At 52.5% G+C, this 17,379-nt stretch carries 10 protein-coding genes; 3 read left to right on the top strand and 7 right to left on the bottom strand.

Annotated elements, in window-relative coordinates:
* Nucleotides 1-757: 757 nt before the first annotated feature.
* The 4 genes from P2W70_RS21595 to P2W70_RS21610 form a co-directional block, all read right to left on the bottom strand.
* Nucleotides 758-1,762 (bottom strand): TlpA disulfide reductase family protein, encoded by a 1,005-nt coding sequence (locus P2W70_RS21595; protein WP_276483607.1) that lies wholly within the window; start codon nucleotides 1,760-1,762, stop codon nucleotides 758-760.
* 32 nt (nucleotides 1,763-1,794) lie between these two features.
* The gene (locus P2W70_RS21600; protein WP_276483608.1) at nucleotides 1,795-3,234 is read right to left on the bottom strand and encodes a RagB/SusD family nutrient uptake outer membrane protein; all 1,440 of its coding nucleotides are present in this window, start codon (nucleotides 3,232-3,234) and stop codon (nucleotides 1,795-1,797) included.
* 25 nt (nucleotides 3,235-3,259) lie between these two features.
* The gene (locus P2W70_RS21605; protein ID WP_276483609.1) at nucleotides 3,260-6,520 is read right to left on the bottom strand and encodes a SusC/RagA family TonB-linked outer membrane protein; all 3,261 of its coding nucleotides are present in this window, start codon (nucleotides 6,518-6,520) and stop codon (nucleotides 3,260-3,262) included.
* 301 nt (nucleotides 6,521-6,821) lie between these two features.
* On the bottom strand, nucleotides 6,822-8,558 hold the full coding sequence (locus tag P2W70_RS21610) for a UvrD-helicase domain-containing protein (RefSeq protein WP_276483610.1): 1,737 nt from the start codon (nucleotides 8,556-8,558) through the stop codon (nucleotides 6,822-6,824).
* Between the two features lie 107 nt (nucleotides 8,559-8,665).
* On the opposite strand from P2W70_RS21610, the gene P2W70_RS21615 reads away from it, so the two are divergent.
* A complete protein-coding gene (locus P2W70_RS21615) occupies nucleotides 8,666-9,796 on the top strand; it encodes an Sb-PDE family phosphodiesterase (RefSeq protein ID WP_276483611.1) in 1,131 nt (376 codons plus the stop codon).
* 216 nt (nucleotides 9,797-10,012) lie between these two features.
* Nucleotides 10,013-10,582: a dihydrofolate reductase family protein gene (locus P2W70_RS21620; RefSeq protein WP_276483612.1), complete on the top strand. Its 570-nt coding sequence runs from the start codon at nucleotides 10,013-10,015 to the stop codon at nucleotides 10,580-10,582.
* 94 nt (nucleotides 10,583-10,676) lie between these two features.
* Here the strand turns inward: P2W70_RS21620 and P2W70_RS21625 are convergent, their stop codons facing one another.
* A complete protein-coding gene (locus tag P2W70_RS21625) occupies nucleotides 10,677-11,921 on the bottom strand; it encodes an aminotransferase class V-fold PLP-dependent enzyme (RefSeq protein WP_276483613.1) in 1,245 nt (414 codons plus the stop codon).
* Nucleotides 11,922-12,027: 106 nt separating this feature from the next.
* On the opposite strand from P2W70_RS21625, the gene P2W70_RS21630 reads away from it, so the two are divergent.
* Nucleotides 12,028-12,489 (top strand): Lrp/AsnC family transcriptional regulator, encoded by a 462-nt coding sequence (locus P2W70_RS21630; RefSeq protein WP_276483614.1) that lies wholly within the window; start codon nucleotides 12,028-12,030, stop codon nucleotides 12,487-12,489.
* A 60-nt stretch (nucleotides 12,490-12,549) separates the two neighbouring features.
* Here the strand turns inward: P2W70_RS21630 and P2W70_RS21635 are convergent, their stop codons facing one another.
* Nucleotides 12,550-14,043 carry a TolC family protein gene (locus P2W70_RS21635; protein WP_276483615.1) on the bottom strand — a complete coding sequence of 498 codons (1,494 nt, stop codon included), beginning with the start codon at nucleotides 14,041-14,043 and terminating at the stop codon, nucleotides 12,550-12,552.
* A gap of 34 nt (nucleotides 14,044-14,077) precedes the next feature.
* Entirely contained in the window at nucleotides 14,078-17,308 is a 3,231-nt protein-coding gene (locus tag P2W70_RS21640; RefSeq protein ID WP_276483616.1) for an efflux RND transporter permease subunit, read from the bottom strand.
* Nucleotides 17,309-17,379 lie beyond the last annotated feature (71 nt).

The raw sequence follows: 17,379 nt of genomic DNA on the forward strand, positions 1-17,379 counted from the left end.
GCCATTCCTGGAGTTGTCCGCATACAGTACACATACATTCCGCCTACTGTATCCGCCTATACCGCCTGCCTTGGGGTTACATTTCATTCACTCATTTAACCCTGAAAGCAGCAGCAACCGGTAAATATTATTGCACTTTGCCACAAAACCTGGCGAAATCGCCGCTCTCGTCATCGTTTCGCATATCTGACTATCAAGGCTACAAACAAGCTTATTATCAACCCGTTAACCGCCATTTCTCGCCCCATGGTCCTCAACCGGTCTGCAACCCTTCTACACATCCTCTACACATCCTCTGCCGCCTCTCTGACAGACAGACCTATTGCAGAAGGGGTGCAGACAATGTGTAGAGAATATTGAGACAATATGATCCGCCTATCGCAGCCAACCAACACCACCCGATCATACATCGCTGCTAAATGCGTTTAAAAACCTCAGGATCTTGCGAACGAAATCCAATAGAGAAGAATGACTGCCCAAGCATTTTACCGGGCAAAAAACGCCTTAAAATCGACGACAAAAATACGGCAGATTTTCACCTTAAAAATACCCCTATCCGTTCACACCTTTCGTGCGCCAGGTTTACTGGATTTATAACCTTGCACTACTTTGCGTACAACATCTCCCCGTCGAATACTAAATAAACATCCTCCTGCGTTGACGCCCATCAAAAAGGGCCATCCACCACGGATAGCCCTTCTTTCATAAGGTCGGTACTATTGTTCAACAAGACACCCCACCTAAGGGATGCTTGTCATTATTTACCAAATACATCTTCCAGCTTCTTTGCCAGTTCCTCTCCATGCAGGTTACGCGCTACAATGATACCCTGCGGATCGATCAGCACATTGGCCGGGATCAGGCGGATACCATAGATCTCCCCTACCTTATTATCCCAAAACTTGAGGTCGCTCACCTGGTGCCAGGGCATCTTGTCATCCTTGATCGCCTTTACCCAAGCCTCTTTCTTCTTATCAAAGGAAACGCCCAGTACTTCCAGGCCCAGCGGGTGATACTTCTCATACAATTTGATCACGGCTGGTATTTCTGCCCTACAAGGCGGACACCAGGCCGCCCAGAAATCGATGAACAAATACTTGCCCAGGTTCTCATGCAACACATACTTCTTACCGGTAGGGTCCCACTGTTCGAAATCAGGCGCTTTCTGCCCTACCCCACCCTCGCGCAGCTTGGCTGGCAATGTACGCAGCAACTGGAAGTACTGGGATTTATGAATAGCCGGAGAAAACAACTCCAGGTCCTTTTCCAGCTCATCGGGCGATAAACGAAAGGAATAATACCGGTACAACACATAAGCCGAAGCCAGGGAAGCCGGGTTCTGACGGATATACTCGTCGATCTTGAATCCTTTGGAATTGTTCTTATACTGCAGGTATACATCATGCAGCTTAGAGCCACTGACTGTGGAGCTCTTATAGCTATCCACCGAATCTACCACCACCGTGATCGGACTGTTTTCCAGGAATACATAAAACGGGTATAGCAGATCTACCGTAGCATCGAGCGCAATACCATACAGCTCGGGCAATTCAGGCTTGGTCTTGAAGGTAAACTTGCCGTTCACCACCTTGGCCGAGTCGATCGTCACCAGCATCTTGTTGCGGTATTTCTGCAAATACACCTTACCCGTGGTAAAATTCTTCACCGTACCACTCAGCGAAAATTGATCATTGCCCGTATCAGCCTGCACCAGGCCGGCAGCCACCAGCAACACCATTAACAGTAGGGAAATCCTTTTCATATTTTATCGAATTGATGGAATAATAATGAACTCTATTGATTGATGAGTTTGTTCGACACGATCTCTGTATTGGGAATCGACCACACATACGCCGCATCCGTGGGTGGTACCGCGCGCGCGTTGAAACTGCTGCTGCGCTTGGCCGGGATGGTCAGCAGGTTACGCAACAGGTCATTCGACCGGAAACCTTCACCCAGCAATTCAATACGCCGTTCCTTCCAGATGGTATTGACCAGGTTTGTTTCTGTATCGATATCACCCGCCGCAAACACATAGCCGGCATCCGACCGACCATGCACCGCCTTCAGCAGCTTCACTGCCAACGACTGATTGCCGGTACGCGCTGCCGCCTCGGCATAGTTCAATAACACTTCCGCATAGCGCACCACCGGGATATAATCCAAAAAAGGCGATGGCTTGGCATACTTCGTCAGGAAATACTGGCTATTGGCTGTATTCAGCCGCACCATATTGCGCCGGGCATCGCTGGCGCCCCATTGTGTGCTGCCATGAATACCCTCTGTATTCAAAGAGAAATCTGCATTGGCATTATAAGAAGCCCCCAATGCCGTCACCGGGCCATCGGCCTGGGTTACCGGGAAAGAAAACACCGACTCCGTGGTGGTATAATTGCTGCTGAATATCGTCACGATATTCGTTTGCAGCGCGTGCAACACACCGGTAGTGGCTGCAAACGGCGCATCGGCCTGCGGCACGATCTTCACAGCCTCCTTCACCACATTGGGATACTGACCAATATTCAAATACACCCGCGTTTTGAAAGCAATCGCCGTGTTGCGGTGCGCCCTGGTCGTATTCAACTCATTGGTGCCATATTTTTCCGGCAGGTTGGTCTCTGCAACATCAAGATCCTTCAGTATCTGCTCGTACACCTGCGCTACCGTACTACGCGCCAGGTCCTTATTGGCGACCGATGTTTCCGGCAGCAAGCGCAAAGGCAATGCCTTGCCCGCTCCATTCCCTTCTGCGTAAGGGCGCGCATACAAGGTCACCAGGCTGAAATAAGATACCGCGCGAATAAACCGCGCTTCTGCGACGTATTGCTTCTTCTGTTCTTCGCTGATCACACCGGTCGTCTTTTCCAATCCATCGATCAGGATATTGACGTTGTTGATCGTGGCGTAATAAGACTCCCACACACTGGCCACATCGGCGGATGATCCTGAATAGTTATTCGCCCAGCCATCGAAGCCGGTGTACGCATTATTGGTCAGGTTGATGAATTCCTCGCCCCGGATGTCGGCATTGAGAAACAGGCGGCCGCCTGCACTCTTCAAGGACTTGTACGCTCCATTGACCAGCCCCGCAATACGCGAAGGCGTTTTGAATATATCGGATGAGCTCAGTTGCGAAGGCGAAGAAGTGTCGAGTATTTTATCGCAACCGGTCATACCGATCGCCGCACTCACTACCACCGCCCAGGCCGCTCTATTGATGAATGTCTTTTTCATGTTAATCCATTAAATACATAAAGCATTAAAAACCTACATTGATACCAAATGTGATCGTACGGGCCTGTCCCACTGAGTTGAATTCCACGCCCGGCGTGGTATTGTTGTTGCCATTGGTGGAGATCTCCGGATCGGCGCCGGTATAACCGGTGATCAGGAAGGCATTGGTAGCCTGCGCATATACACGGAGCGAACTCAGTTTCACGCGGCTCAGCAATGACGTTGGCACCCGGTAGCCGATCACCACATTCTGCAAGCGGGCAAAATCACCCTTCTCTACGTTCTCACTGATGGAAAACTGCGTACCGTTGGAGATACGGTCATTGTACACCACGCGGGGAATATCGGTTACATCACCCGCTTTCGTCCAGCGGCGCAACATATCTGTTGAATTGTTGAAGAAGATCTGGTCACGCAGCGTCGTCTTGGTGCCATTCATGATATAGTTACCGCCAGCATAGGTAAACGTGAAGCTCGCATCGAAGTTCTTGTACGAGATATTGTTGGTGATGCCACCATACCATTTGGGCAAGGCATTGCCCAGCGGTACAAAATCAGTAGCGGTGATCGCCTCTGCTTTCTTCCCATCGAGGTAGGTCCAGTTGTTCTCGCCCGGCGCTACTACAAAGCTGTATTGCACCTGCTCGCCTTTGGAGTTGATGAAAATGCGACGGCCGTTGGCCGGATTCACGCCGGCACTGATGGCACCATAGAGCGTACCCACCGACTGACCAACGCGTGTAATGTTGGTATTGTTCAGATTGGAAGCCGTATACCCCACGATGTCTTCGCCATTGGCCAGCGCCGTCACCTTGTTGCGGATATTGGTGTAGTTGAAGGCTACATCCCAGCTCAGGTCTTTGTTGCGCAGGATGTTGGCATTTACGCTGAACTCGATACCGCGGTTGTACAAGGAGCCGATATTCGACAGGATGGCATTGCCCGGTATACCCATGGATGGCGATAAGGGCGTATTCAAAACCAGTCCGTTTACATTGTTGTTGAAGTAAGCCAGTTCCACCTGCACCCGGTTGTTGAGTATGCCCAGGTTCAGGCCGATATTGGTTTGCTCGCTCGTCTCCCAACTCAGGGCCGGGTTGCCGATCTGCGACAAAGCCCAGGTAGGTGCCGCGCCATACAGGGAGGCGTTATACAATCCATAAGAACCAAAATCATTGGTCAGGTTACCATTGCCTACCCTACCCCAGCTACCCGTCAGCTTTACCTGGCTGAAAATATTGGAGAGGCTCGAGCGCTCGAAGAACCCTTCTTCTGAAAGCACCCAGCCAGCAGACACACCACCGAAATTGCCGTACTTTTTACCAGCAGCCAGCGCCGAGTTTCCATCGCGACGGAAATTACCCGTCAGGAAATAACGGCCTTTGAAATCATAGGTCAGGCGGGAGAAAAAAGACGCAAATACACGCTCTCCGATACTGCCACCACCGGTAGCAATATTGGCCCAGCCGCCTTGTATGTATTCAAAGAAATCATCGGATGCACCCGTACCGCGGATACCCCAGATGGAGTTATCATACTTTTGAATATCGTTACCCACCAGCACATTCAGGTGATGATCAACAAAACGGTCTTCGTAGGTAAGGGTATTGGTCCAGGCCTGGTTCTCGCGGGTAGAAGCCGTATTGGCAATCGAACCCAGGGTACTATACGCATCGGAACCAAAGGTCGGGCTCTTGTACGCCACATCTTCATTCTTGATCTGGTCATATGCAAACGTGGTACTGAACTGCAGTTGCTTCAGCAGGCGCACATTGGCACTAATACGCCCCAGGAAGCGGTCGCTCGCCGAGGTATTGCGGTTGAGGTCAAACACCGCCACCGGATTGAACAACGGGAAGCTCAGCAGGTTGGCGCCACTGCCCAACTGTCCGCCCGTATTATTGATATTATAGGCACCATCGGCATTGTACGCAGCTACGTTCGGCGGCAACGCAATAGCCAGGCGACCGGCACCCGTTGTCGACATCGTCGTACCAGGCAATGAACCTGAGTTGTACGACCGGTTATCTGATTTATTATAGGTAGAATTCAACACGATCGTCAGCCAGTCGTTGACCTTGTGGTCGATATTGGCACGTAAGCCCAGCCGCTCGAAGTCATTACCCACCAGGAAGCTCTGCTGGTTGCTGAAGTTGGCCGAGAAATAATAATTGGTGCTTTGTGAACCACCCGATACGCTCAGCGCGTGGTTGTGCGATACCCCGGTACGGTAGATCACCTCTTTCCAGTCGGTATCGACCAGCGACCCATCGGCATTGTAAGAAGGAAAATACAACGCCGGCCTTACGGAAGCATTGTTCTCATTGCCTCCAAGTATCTTGGCATTAAGTACCGCTTCATTTTTGAGGTCCATATATTGTTGTGCTTTCAGCACGTCGGGGAAACGGGTATCCTTCGAGAAGCCCACCCACGCATCGTAATTGGTGCGCACCTTACCGACCGTACCCTTCTTGGTGGTGATCAGCAGGATGCCCGCCGCGCCCCGTGAACCATAAATGGCGGTAGAGGCTGCGTCTTTCAATACATCGATCGACTCGATGTCGGACGGATTGAGAATGCTCAACGGGTTATTGGGCACACTGGTGTTCGAAGAGATATCGCCCGTATTGACAGGAATACCATCGATCACCACCAGGGGATAAGAGCTCAGTGAAATAGAATTCACGCCACGGATACGGATGACGGGCGGATTGTTCAATACGCCATTGGGAATGGCTACGCTTACACCCGCCGCCTTACCAGATAATGCCTGGTCGAAGCTCTGTACCGGGATATCTTTGATCGCTTTTTGATTGATGCGTGCCGCAGCGCCGGTAAAGCCTTTCTTGCCTTGCGTACCATACCCTACCACCACCACTTCATTGAGGGCCGTATCACGGCGCTTGAGACGAATGGCGATTAACGTATTGCGTACCGCATCGGCCTCCTGGGTTTCAAATCCCACTGCCGAGAATACCAGGCGACGCGCACCGGCCGGCAACGAGAGTTGAAAGGCGCCGGAGGCATCCGTCAGTGCTACTGCTTGTGTGCCCCTGGCCAACACACTGACGCCTTCCAGGGGTTGCCCCTCCTCGTTCAATACTTTACCGGAAATGGATTTAGAAGCACTCGCATCAGCCGAAACGGGACTGCTACCGCTTTGTGCCTGGAGGACACCAGTAGAAAAAAGACCCAGAGAAAGGAAGAAAACACGGGGAAGAACGGTGGTTGGCGCAATAGCTTGCACACACCATCGCCCCAAGGGTAGCAGTTGTTTTTTTTGCATACCTTAGCATGGTTTAGGTTAACAATAATGCTGGCCCATCGTCAGAGGGAGCCACTGAAGTAACTTGAACACCAAAGGGAATGTGACAGCATTCCCTTTCTTATTCGTTTTTTACCAGGACAAGGAGAAGTTTAATAGGTATAAGATAGGTATGGGCTCAAAGATAGCTAAAAAGAAAGAAGTCTACTAAAAAGGTGGAGATTAAAAGTGAAAGTATTTTATTGTTTGACAAATACGAAATAAAAAGGGCGACGCAACCGGTTGTTGCGCCGCCCTTTCAATGATGATTGTGCTATAATTACTATTGTTCCAGCCCAAGCCTGCTGATGCGCATCGCCACCGCACTCCGGGTGCGACCAAAATGCTCGGCCAACTCGGCAATACTTTTCCCATCACCATACAAGATCGTCAGTTCATCATCCAGCTCATGATCCCAGGGTAAGCCGGCCGACTTGGTCTGCTCCCGCTTAAATGGCTTAGCAGCGGTTGGACGCTTGTAGCTTCCTGCGCTCGTGCTGGTCACTGCCCTTTTTTTCGGGGGCAATGCCTTGATATGGGCATTGAAGGCATGGCCTTCCGGCATCATATCATCTGGCATCAGCAATTGCTTTTTTGCACGCGTCACCGCCACATACAATAAATTGATCTCTTCATTCAGGCGCGCCAGGTCTACATCTTCTTTCTTCTTTTCTTCCTTCATTTTCTTCAGGCGCAGCTCGGTAATGAAATCATCCGCCAGTTGTACCTCGTCGTACTCGATGCCCTTGCAGCGGTGCACCGTAGAGAATACCATCTCTGCTTTTGCCTTGTCTTCGTCTTTGACGTGTTTTTCCTTCAGTGACTTCAAAATGATCGGCAGTTCGTTGCCATACTCCTTCACCACTTCCACCATCATCGACAGCTGTTTGTCTTCCGTTTTGGTGATGTATTCCTCCAGGTCCTTCATATCCTTCATGCCATTGATCAGTTCGTCACGGATCAACTGCTTCTTGTCGTTGTACAGGTTGAGCACATCGTACAGGGAAGCGCCTTCATCGGCATAGGTGTACGAATTGATATTGCCTTCGAAATACACCTTTTTCAGCTTACCTTCCTGTACCAGTCCAATGGCTGCCAGCAGCAGTCCCAGGTTCGACCGGGCGATCACCGCCTTCGATTTCACCTGTTTGGCTACCCCGCTGCCCTGGATGGTCACATCGCCATCGAGGTCGAGGTGTTTCTTGAAGGTGAGTACCCGCATAGCCAGGTCGGCAATGTCCTGTCCGAACCGGAAACTAGTGGAGAGCTGATAGGTCTTGAACTTCGCTTTCTCCAGGGAGTTGACGGCAAAACGCCAGCCATAGATCTGCTGGTGCGTATCGCCCACGATCACTTTGGTGGCAGACTGCCGGAAGAAAACATCCAGCATCGCTGCCGACGCATCCTGTCCTTCATCGAAGAGGATATAGTCGTAACCCAACTGTGGGTTGGACAACTGGAATTTCTTCAGGTAAAAATCGTGGGTCACCTCGATCTCTCCTTTGTCCATTTTGGCGAGGAATAGACGGGTCTGCCGTTCGATCTGCTCGTAATAGGTTTTGACGAATTTGGCCGCCACCTTATCGGTGACGATGTCCTGGTAATTGAGGTCTTGTACGCGACGGGCGTCGCTGTTGCAGAAATAACCCACAAACTTGTGGATATGGTTGGCCAGGATATGTTCACCATGGCGTTCACTGCTGTGCAGGCCCAGGATGGACACGATATCGGTTGATTTATACCCCAGGGCCCGTACCTTGTATTGGTGCCTGAACACAATATGCTTGTAGGCCAGTGAATGCGCCGTCTCCACTTTTACATGATCCAGCTTCAGCTCCGCAAATTTCCGCACTGCCTCGAGCTTCACGGCTTTATTGAAAGCAAGGTACAGGATACTTTTTCCGGGCCGGGCCTTGGCATAGGCCATGATGGTCGTCGTTTTACCCGATCCTGCCACCGCATTGATCCTGATATCCCCCTTCGATTGTACGATTGCCTTCTGTTCTGCCGTCAATTGCATCTGGCAAAAATACACCGGCCGGCAAAAAAACGCAGGAATAATAATCCACAGTTAACAATCCGCATCAGCCTTTTCTCCTACCTTTTCGCCCCAAAAAACAGTCACCCATGCACAAACTGTCTGTCGTCTTATTCTCCCTGATATCCCTGCACACCATGGCCCAAACCGAAGAAGCGCCCCATAGCCACCGCATGGGCCGTGCGCTCAAATTTCCCAACGTGCCGGGCTACCACGTCATGAAATGCGACCTGCACATGCACACCGTATTCTCCGATGGCGCCGTTTGGCCCGATATCCGCGTGGCGGAAGCCCTGATGGACGGCCTGGATGCCATCTCTCTCACCGAGCACCTGGAATACCAGCCGCACAAAGCCGATATCCCCCACCCCGACCGCAACCGCTCCTATGAATTGGCGTTGAAAGAAGCCAAGGACCATCACCTGCTCATCATTCGCGGATCGGAGATCACCCGTAAAATGCCGCCCGGCCATAACAACGCCGTCTTCATCGAAGACGCCAACAAAATGCTGATCAGTGATTCGGTAGAAGTATTTCGCGAAGCCAAACGCCAGAACGCTTTCACTTTCTGGAACCACCCGATGTGGGTATCCCAGCGCCCCGACGGCATGGCAACGCTCACCCCTATGCACAAGATGCTGATCAAGGAAAAATTGCTCGACGGCATTGAAGTCGTCAACGATGGCAGTTACTCCGACGAAGCGCTGCAGATCGCGCTCGACAACAACCTTACCATCATGGGCACCAGTGATGTACACAAACTGGTAGACTGGACCTTTGGCGTACCCAAGGGTGGACATCGTCCCATCACGCTGGTATTTTCTAAGGATACGACCGCTGCCGGTATCAAGGAAGGGTTGATGAACCGCCGCACGGTAGCTTTCTTCAAAGACCTGCTCATCGGCCGCGATGAATACCTTGTTCCGTTGGTGAAGGAATCATTAAAGATCACCAGCGCCAAATACCGGGCAAAGACAACGGTGCTTGACATCGAGATCGAAAATCTTACCAGCTCGGCCTTCACGCTGAAGAACAAGTCTAAATACACGTTCGACAGCCACTCCGACCTGGTAACGATCCCCGCCGGCGGAAAAGTGACCATCGAAGTGAAGACGGTCAATAAGATCAATTCGGTCGAACTGTCTTTTGAAGTGCTCAATGCCATCAATGCCCCCAATAGCCACCCAACCGTTAGCTGGTCTACGCAGACAAAACTGTAATACAGCCGGACTACGATACAAGGCCGCCTCACCGACAGTGGGGCGGCTTTTTATTCACTGGTTGACCAACCTGTTTGGGCGATGGCAGCATATTGACGCAATCGCCCCGCTAATTGTCGTTTTTGCCCAAAGCAATTACAGGTAATTCGCAGAGATTTGTACATTGATCCGACCTGGATGGCAGGTCATACATTTACCTCAAAACGATTTTCTATTATGGGCAATATTGTTTTATTCATGCACACCTCGCTCGATGGCTTTGCCGCCGGACCCCACGGAGAAATGGACTGGATACATGTAGACCAGGAGATCTTTGATTTCGGCGCGGAAAGAATCGCGCAAACCAATACCGCTTTATATGGGCGCGTCACCTTCGGGATGATGGAAGGCTACTGGCCAACGGCGGCGGAACAGCCAGGTGCCACGAAACACGATCGGGAACACGCCGCCTGGTACAAGCAGGTGCACAAAGTGGTGTTGTCAACAACCCTCGACCCGGCCGCTTTCACCAATACCACCGTGATCGGAAAGGACTTTGCCACGGCACTTCGGGAATTGAAACAAAACACGACCGGAGAGATCCTGTTGTTTGGTAGTCCCACCACTGCCCACTCCTTACTGGCAGCAGGATTGATCGATGCCTGCTGGCTGTTCGTCAATCCCGTATTGTTGGGCAAGGGCATTCCCGTATTCAAAGACATCCGGGAAAAAGCCTCGCTGAAACTCGTGCAGACCCATGTTTTCAGTTCAGGTGTAGTATGCCTCAGCCATGAAGTGAAGCGCTAACCATACACGGCTTGTGCCCGGTGTGATGCCGGGCACAAGCTTTCAAATACTTCCTGGTACTTGTCTACTAGTAGGCAAGCAGCGCCGCAGGCTGTCATCGAGCAATGGCTTCTACCGCTGCCAGGAATGCCCCCACCTCTTCTACGGTATTGTAATAATGTGGCGAGGCACGCACTGCCCACTGCACCCCTTTGTCATCGAAATCAAGCACGGCAAATGCCCGGTAACTGGGCACTACATTGATCTTGCGTGCTGCCAATGCCTGTACGATCTGCACCGGATCGCCGCCTTCGAGGTGGAAGGTGACCAGTCCGCCCAGCTCGGCCCCACGCTCTAACACGCGCACTTTGGGAATATCTGCCAACCCTTCCCGCATCATACCCGACAGCCATTGCACCTGCTGCTGTATCTTGTCAACCCCTATCGATAAACAATACTCGATGGCAACCTTGGTACCGATCACGGTGGTATAGTTGAACTCCCAATCTTCAAAACGCCGCGAATCCGGTTGTTGCCGATACTCGTCTTTACTCACCCACTCTGCCCCACGCATATCGATGAACAGGGGTTCCAGGCCTGCCTCCAATGCCCTGTTGGCAATGAACAAGGCACCGGTACCCCGCGGGCCACGCAGGAACTTGCGACAGGTAATGCTCAGGAAATCGCAGCCCAATGCCTGCACATCGAGCGTGCGCTGTCCGGCCGACTGACAGGCGTCCAGGATATACCAGGTTTTGTCAGGATATATAGATCGATACGCTTTATACACCTCCGCTATGGCTTCCACAGGTTGTACCAGTCCCGAATTGGTCGGGATATGGGTGATCGCCAGTAACCTGGGCTGGTAACAATGCAGTTTGGCCTCGAGGTCCTGCACGTTGACACCTCCCTCCGGTGAATTGTCGATGTGCACAATGGAGATACCGAACCTTTTCTCCAGCGCCAGGAACTGCAGTTGGTTGGATACAAAATCGTCACGGTCTGTCAGGATTACATCTCCGCGCTCAAATGGAATGGAAGAAAGGGCCCGTGTATAGGAGTCGGTAGCACTGGCCGTAAACGCTATATTACCCGGCCGGCAGTTGAGCAACAAGGCCGCCTGCGCATAAAAACCGCGTATAGCATCTTCCCGCAAGGCGGCTGCTTCGTAACCACCGATCGTGGCTTCCAGGTGCAGGTGATCCAGTTGGGATTCCAGTACCGACTGTGGCATCAATCCGCAACCGGCATTGTTGAAATGGATCACCTGCTGCGTGCCCGGTGTATCCCGGCGAAACGACTCTACGTCGGCCGGACTAAAAACGGGGGACAAGCCCCCGTGTGTTCGAACATGATTCATGGCTATAACTTTCACACAAAACTACTCGCCCACCCATGCATAATCGGCGCATTTTCGCTCCGGGCAATACTTATTTCTCTAATTTTAGGCCTACAACGGGTAAATTATGCACGAGCTCGACGAACAGGATAAGCAGCTATTACGCCTGCTGCAGCAGAACAACCGCCTCACCACGGATCAACTCGCCAAGAAGGTGAACCTCAGTCAAAGCGCCGTTCAAAGGCGCCTGACCCGCCTGCGCGAAAAGAAGATCATCGAAGCCGATGTATCAATCATTGCACCGGCGGCAGCCAGCGTAGGCATTACCTGTGTGGTAGACGTCATCTTACACGAAGGCGGCTCTAAAGCTGTTGACCAGTTTAAAGCCGCCATGCAAAAAAGTGTAGAAGTGGCCCAGTGTTATTATGTGACCGGCACCTATGATTTTGTGCTCATCGTCAACATGCGCGACATGCAGCACTTCGAACAATTCTCCAAGAAACTACTGATGGACAATCCCAATGTCAAGCATTTTTATACGCATGTGGTGATGGACCGCGTGAAGAGCAGTTATGCGCTGCCCCTGTAAGCATCGCTCCCACCGCAGCAGCCGCATTGGCCTGATGATATACCCTGTCCATTAATACATCTATCGAATGCTGGATACGGGTGGCGACTGCCAGCCACCACCCAGGGCGCGGTACAACTGTACCTGTGCCACAAAGATGTCGCGTTTCTGCCGCACCAGTTGCAGCTCGGCTTCCAGTACATTCTTCTGCGCAGTGATCACCTCCAGGTAATTGGCATATCCCGACAGGTACAGGTCACGTGCCGTGACCACGGCTGCCCGTAATTGCTCCACCTCCTGTTTCTTGATGGTATAGGCGTGGCGGTTGTTCTCCACCGCACTCATGTGCGTGACCACTTCGCTGTAAGCATCCAGCAAACCTTGCTGGTACTCGTACACGGCTTCGCGGTTCGCCGCATTGGCGATGGTATACTGCGCCCGCAGTTCACCCTGCCGCAGGAACGGCGTGGTAATGCCTCCCAATACACCAAATGCTTCAGAGCCGCCTTTGAACAACAGGCCCGGCGTAAAAGCATTGAGTGCTACATACGGACTGATCACCAGCGAAGGCAGGAAGGACCTCCTGGCGGCCACGACATTTTCGCGGGCCGCTTCGAGTTGGTATTCATACTGACGTATATCGGGACGGTTGGACAGCAAAGCAGTTGGCACCCCTGCCGTGATCACGATACCGGAAGTACGCGACAAACCGGTATCGCGCCGGATGGTTTGCGGATAATTGCCCGCCAGGGCATTCAGTTCGTTCTCTACGCCGATGCGCTCCTGCTGCAGCGTGTACGCGATGGCGCGTGTATTGAGCAATTGTGCATTGAATTGCTGTACGGCCAGCTCGGTGGCCCGGCCTCCTTCCTTCTGCACCTTTACGATCTCCAGCGCTTCTTCCTGCAATTGCACGTTGCGTTGTACAATGCCCAGTTCAGCATCCAGCGCTAATAGGTTATAATAGCCGGCAGTGAGGCGTGCCACGAGGTTGGTCACCACAAACTGCCTTGCTTCGCGGGTAGACAGCACTTCGGCCAATGCCGCTTTCTTCAGGTGCTTCAGTTTGCCCCATATATCGATCTCCCAGTTGCTGCGGAGACCAATGAACATATCTGTGGTCGGACTGGTAGGAATACGCTGGTCTTTGTTGATATTGGGTGACAGGTTGGTATCGAAGTTACCAACGCCGTTCAGGGTATAGTCGCCATACCGGTCGGCACTGCCGCTGATGACCCCATCGAGCGAGGGAGCCAGGGCGCCGCGGCGGGCTACGAGCCTCGCTTCTGCCGTGATCACTTTTTGCAGGGCAATCTGCAGATCGGTATTGTGCCGCAAGGCCGAATCGACAAAGCTCACCAGGTGCTCGTCGGGAAACAATTTCCGGAAATCGAGCTGTACTGAATCGGTAGTCCGTACGGCTGCCTGTACGGAATCCGGCCGGTTGTACTGTGCAGGCAGCCCTTTGACAGACGGTTCGGGTTGTGGCGCCATGACCTTACAACCGGCCGGCAGTACACTGATGACAAGAACAAAAAAAGATAGATAGCTGGTATGTTTGAACGCTTGCTTCATGTAATGACTTGTTTGATAAAATAGCTTGTTGCCACTAGGCCTTCTGGCGGTCGTCGGCTTCCTGGTCATCTACCCTTGGTGCCTCGTTGCCTTTTTCACTTGTTGCCTCGCTGCCTGTAAGCGTTACAGCCTCTTGATGACTGGCTTTAACTGCCTTGTTGCCTTTCTTCTTCTTCGACAACAACACATACAAACCCGGTATCAGGAAAACGCCAAGTATGGTACCGGCCAGCATACCACCGGCTGCTGCCGTACCGATCGAGCGATTGCCCATCGCCCCCGCACCGGAGGCTACACACAAGGGTATCAGGCCCGCAATGAAGGCAAAAGAGGTCATGAGGATCGGCCGCAAACGCGATACGGCCCCTTCCCGTGCTGCTGCCAACACAGTCAATCCTTCCTTCTGCCGCTGCACGGCAAACTCCACCACCAGGATCGCGTTTTTGCCCAGCAAGCCGATCAACATCACCAGCGCCACCTGCGCATAGATATTGTTTTCGAGCCCGGTTACCAGCAGTAGGGCCAGGGCTCCGGCAATACCGGCCGGCAGCGATAACAACACCACCAGCGGCAAGGCGAAACTTTCGTATTGGGCGGCGAGCAACAGGTATACGAAGACCAACACCACGATGAATATGTAAATAGCCTGGTTGCCCGACAGGATCTGCTCACGGGTCATACCACTCCACTCATAACTATAGCCACGGGGCAACACACTATCTGCCGTCGATTTGATCGCTTCAATAGCCTGTCCGCTCGTATAGCCTTCCGCGGCATCTCCATTGATCATGGCCGCTGTATACATATTGTAGCGCGTGATCTGCTCCGGGCCATATACCCGCTCCATGCGGATGAAGTTGGAATACGGCACCATCTCTCCCTTGCTGTTCTTCACGTACAACTTCAACACGTCTTCGGGATTCGCACGGTATTGCGGTAATGCCTGCAGCATTACTTTGTACATCTGTCCAAAGCGAATGAAGTTGGTCGCATAATAACTACCGAGCAAGGTTTGCAGTGTGCTCATCGCATTGTCGATCGTCACGCCCTGCTTGGCGGCCATCTCCTGGTCTACATGGATCAGGTATTGCGGGAAATTGGGATCGAAACTGGTAAAGGCGCCGGAGATCGCAGGATGATTGCTCAGCGCATCGAGGAATTTTTCCGATACCTTGGCCGTTTCATTCAGGTCATCGCCGCGGTTCTGGTTGAGCAGGCGCAGTTCAAAGCCACCTGCATTACCAAAGCCTGGCACCGTAGGCGGTGAGAAGAAATCAATGGCGGCGTCGGAGATGTGTTTGGTCTTTTCTTTCAGTACCGTGATCAGTTCGGGTACCGTCTCTTCCCGTTCCTCCCAGGTTTTGAGGTTGATCATCGCCATCCCATAAGAAGCGCCGGTAATATCACTCATCAGGCTGTAGCCCGCCAGCGTACTGACGTTTTCGATGGTGCCCATGTCTTTGATGGCCACCTGCACCGCATCCAGCACGGCCTCGGTACGCTCTACCGTAGAGCCCGGCGGCGTGGTCACGTTCACGTAGATCATGCCCTGGTCTTCTGCCGGAATGAAACCCGTCGGCAACAGCTTGCCCGATAGCAGGATGGCGCCGGTAAAAAAGGCCAGCATCAGCAGCGTCACCCACCGGCGCCCCGCCATCCACTGCACCAGTCGGCCGTATTTTCTTTCTGTACCATCATAGCCTTTGTTGAAGGAGCCATAGAAACGTTGCAGCAAGCTTTTCTTCCTGCCGGTGTTGGGCGTATGCTTCAGCATGAGTGCGCACAACGCGGGCGTCAGGGTCAAGGCGTTGATACCGGAGATCACGATGGCCATCGCCATCGTCAGCGAGAACTGGCGGTAGAATACCCCTACCGGCCCGGAAAGGAAGGCCACCGGCACAAATACCGCCGACATCACCAGCGTGATGGCCACAATGGCACTGCCGATCTCTTTCATGGCTTCCACCGTGGCGTCCATCGCGTTCATGTGAAACTGGCTCATCTTCACGTGCACGGCCTCCACCACCACAATGGCATTATCGACCACAATACCGATGGCCAGTACCAGCGCGAATAAGGTCAGCATATTGATGGAGAAACCCAGTAACTGCATAAAGGCCAGCGTACCGATGAGGGCCACCGGTACTGCCAGGGCCGGGATCAAAGTGGACCTGAAATCCTGCAGGAAGATGAAAACCACGAGGAACACGAGTATAAACGCCTCTACCAGCGTGCGCATCACCTCGTGAATACTGGCATCGAGGAAGCGGCTTACATCGTAGGCATAGTTGTATTCCATACCCGGCGGAAAACTCGTTTGTGACAAAGTTTCCAGCTTCGACTTGATGTTGGCGATCACCTCCTGGGCATTGGAACCAGGCCGTTGCTTGATCATAATAGAGGCCGAAGGGCGGCCATCCGTTTTCGACACCATGTCATAACTCTGCGTACCGAATTCCACATCGGCTATTTCGCGCAGTCGCAATACGGAGCCATCGTTATTACCCCGCAACACCACTTCTTTGTATTGTTCCGGCGTACTGAACTTACCGGTGTATTTCAACACATATTGTTTGGCCTGCTTGTCTTTACCCGAGTTCTCGCCCGTTACCCCGGGCGCCGCTTCGATGTTCTGCGCGCGCAGTCCGGCAATCACTTCTTCGGTAGAGATATTGTAAGCGAGTAAGCGGTCGGGCTTGAGCCATACCCGCATGGAGTAATCCCGGGCGCCCATGATGTCGACAAAACCAACACCATTGATCCGCTTCAGCTCGGGCAGCACATTGATATCGGTAAAATTGTAGATGAACTCTTCATCGACCGTACTATCCTTACTCATGATATTGAGGTACAGCAGCATACTGTTCACCTCTTTTTCGGTGGTGACACCTGCCTTGATCACCTCTTCGGGCAGCTCATCCAATACCGTGGTCACGCGGTTCTGTACGTTGACGGCAGCATTGTCGGGGTCGGTGCCTACCTCAAAGAACACCTGAATGAGCGTTACCCCGTTGTTGCTACTCACAGAGTTCATGTAGGTCATGCCGGGTACGCCATTGATGGCGCGTTCCAGCGGCGTGGCCACCGCTTTGGCACACACTTCGGCATTGGCACCATTGTAATTGGCGGTCACCACTACGGAAGGCGGTACGATATCAGGGAATTGGGTCACGGGCAACGTAAACAAAGCCAGCACACCGAGCAGCGTGATGATCAGCGAGATCACCAGCGACAACACCGGCCTGCGTATAAACTTTTCGAGCATGGGTAATTTTTAAGTTGAAACCATATCCTGTCGGTACAGGCAAATCCATTCTATTGCCGGTCGGTTATTGA

It is taken from the genome of Paraflavitalea pollutisoli, from assembly GCF_029360705.1.
Lineage (GTDB): Bacteria > Bacteroidota > Bacteroidia > Chitinophagales > Chitinophagaceae > Paraflavitalea > Paraflavitalea pollutisoli.

Bases quoted from the DNA above. Each gene is read 5' to 3' on its own strand.
- P2W70_RS21605 (WP_276483609.1), bottom strand. From the start codon at position 6,520: ATGCAAAAAAAACAACTGCTACCCTTGGGGCGATGGTGTGTGCAAGCT.
- P2W70_RS21630 (WP_276483614.1), top strand. From the start codon at position 12,028: ATGCACGAGCTCGACGAACAGGATAAGCAGCTATTACGCCTGCTGCAG.
- P2W70_RS21620 (WP_276483612.1), top strand. From the start codon at position 10,013: ATGGGCAATATTGTTTTATTCATGCACACCTCGCTCGATGGCTTTGCC.
- P2W70_RS21625 (WP_276483613.1), bottom strand. From the start codon at position 11,921: ATGAATCATGTTCGAACACACGGGGGCTTGTCCCCCGTTTTTAGTCCG.
- P2W70_RS21600 (WP_276483608.1), bottom strand. From the start codon at position 3,234: ATGAAAAAGACATTCATCAATAGAGCGGCCTGGGCGGTGGTAGTGAGT.
- P2W70_RS21635 (WP_276483615.1), bottom strand. From the start codon at position 14,043: ATGAAGCAAGCGTTCAAACATACCAGCTATCTATCTTTTTTTGTTCTT.
- P2W70_RS21640 (WP_276483616.1), bottom strand. From the start codon at position 17,308: ATGCTCGAAAAGTTTATACGCAGGCCGGTGTTGTCGCTGGTGATCTCG.
- P2W70_RS21615 (WP_276483611.1), top strand. From the start codon at position 8,666: ATGCACAAACTGTCTGTCGTCTTATTCTCCCTGATATCCCTGCACACC.
- P2W70_RS21610 (WP_276483610.1), bottom strand. From the start codon at position 8,558: ATGCAATTGACGGCAGAACAGAAGGCAATCGTACAATCGAAGGGGGAT.
- P2W70_RS21595 (WP_276483607.1), bottom strand. From the start codon at position 1,762: ATGAAAAGGATTTCCCTACTGTTAATGGTGTTGCTGGTGGCTGCCGGC.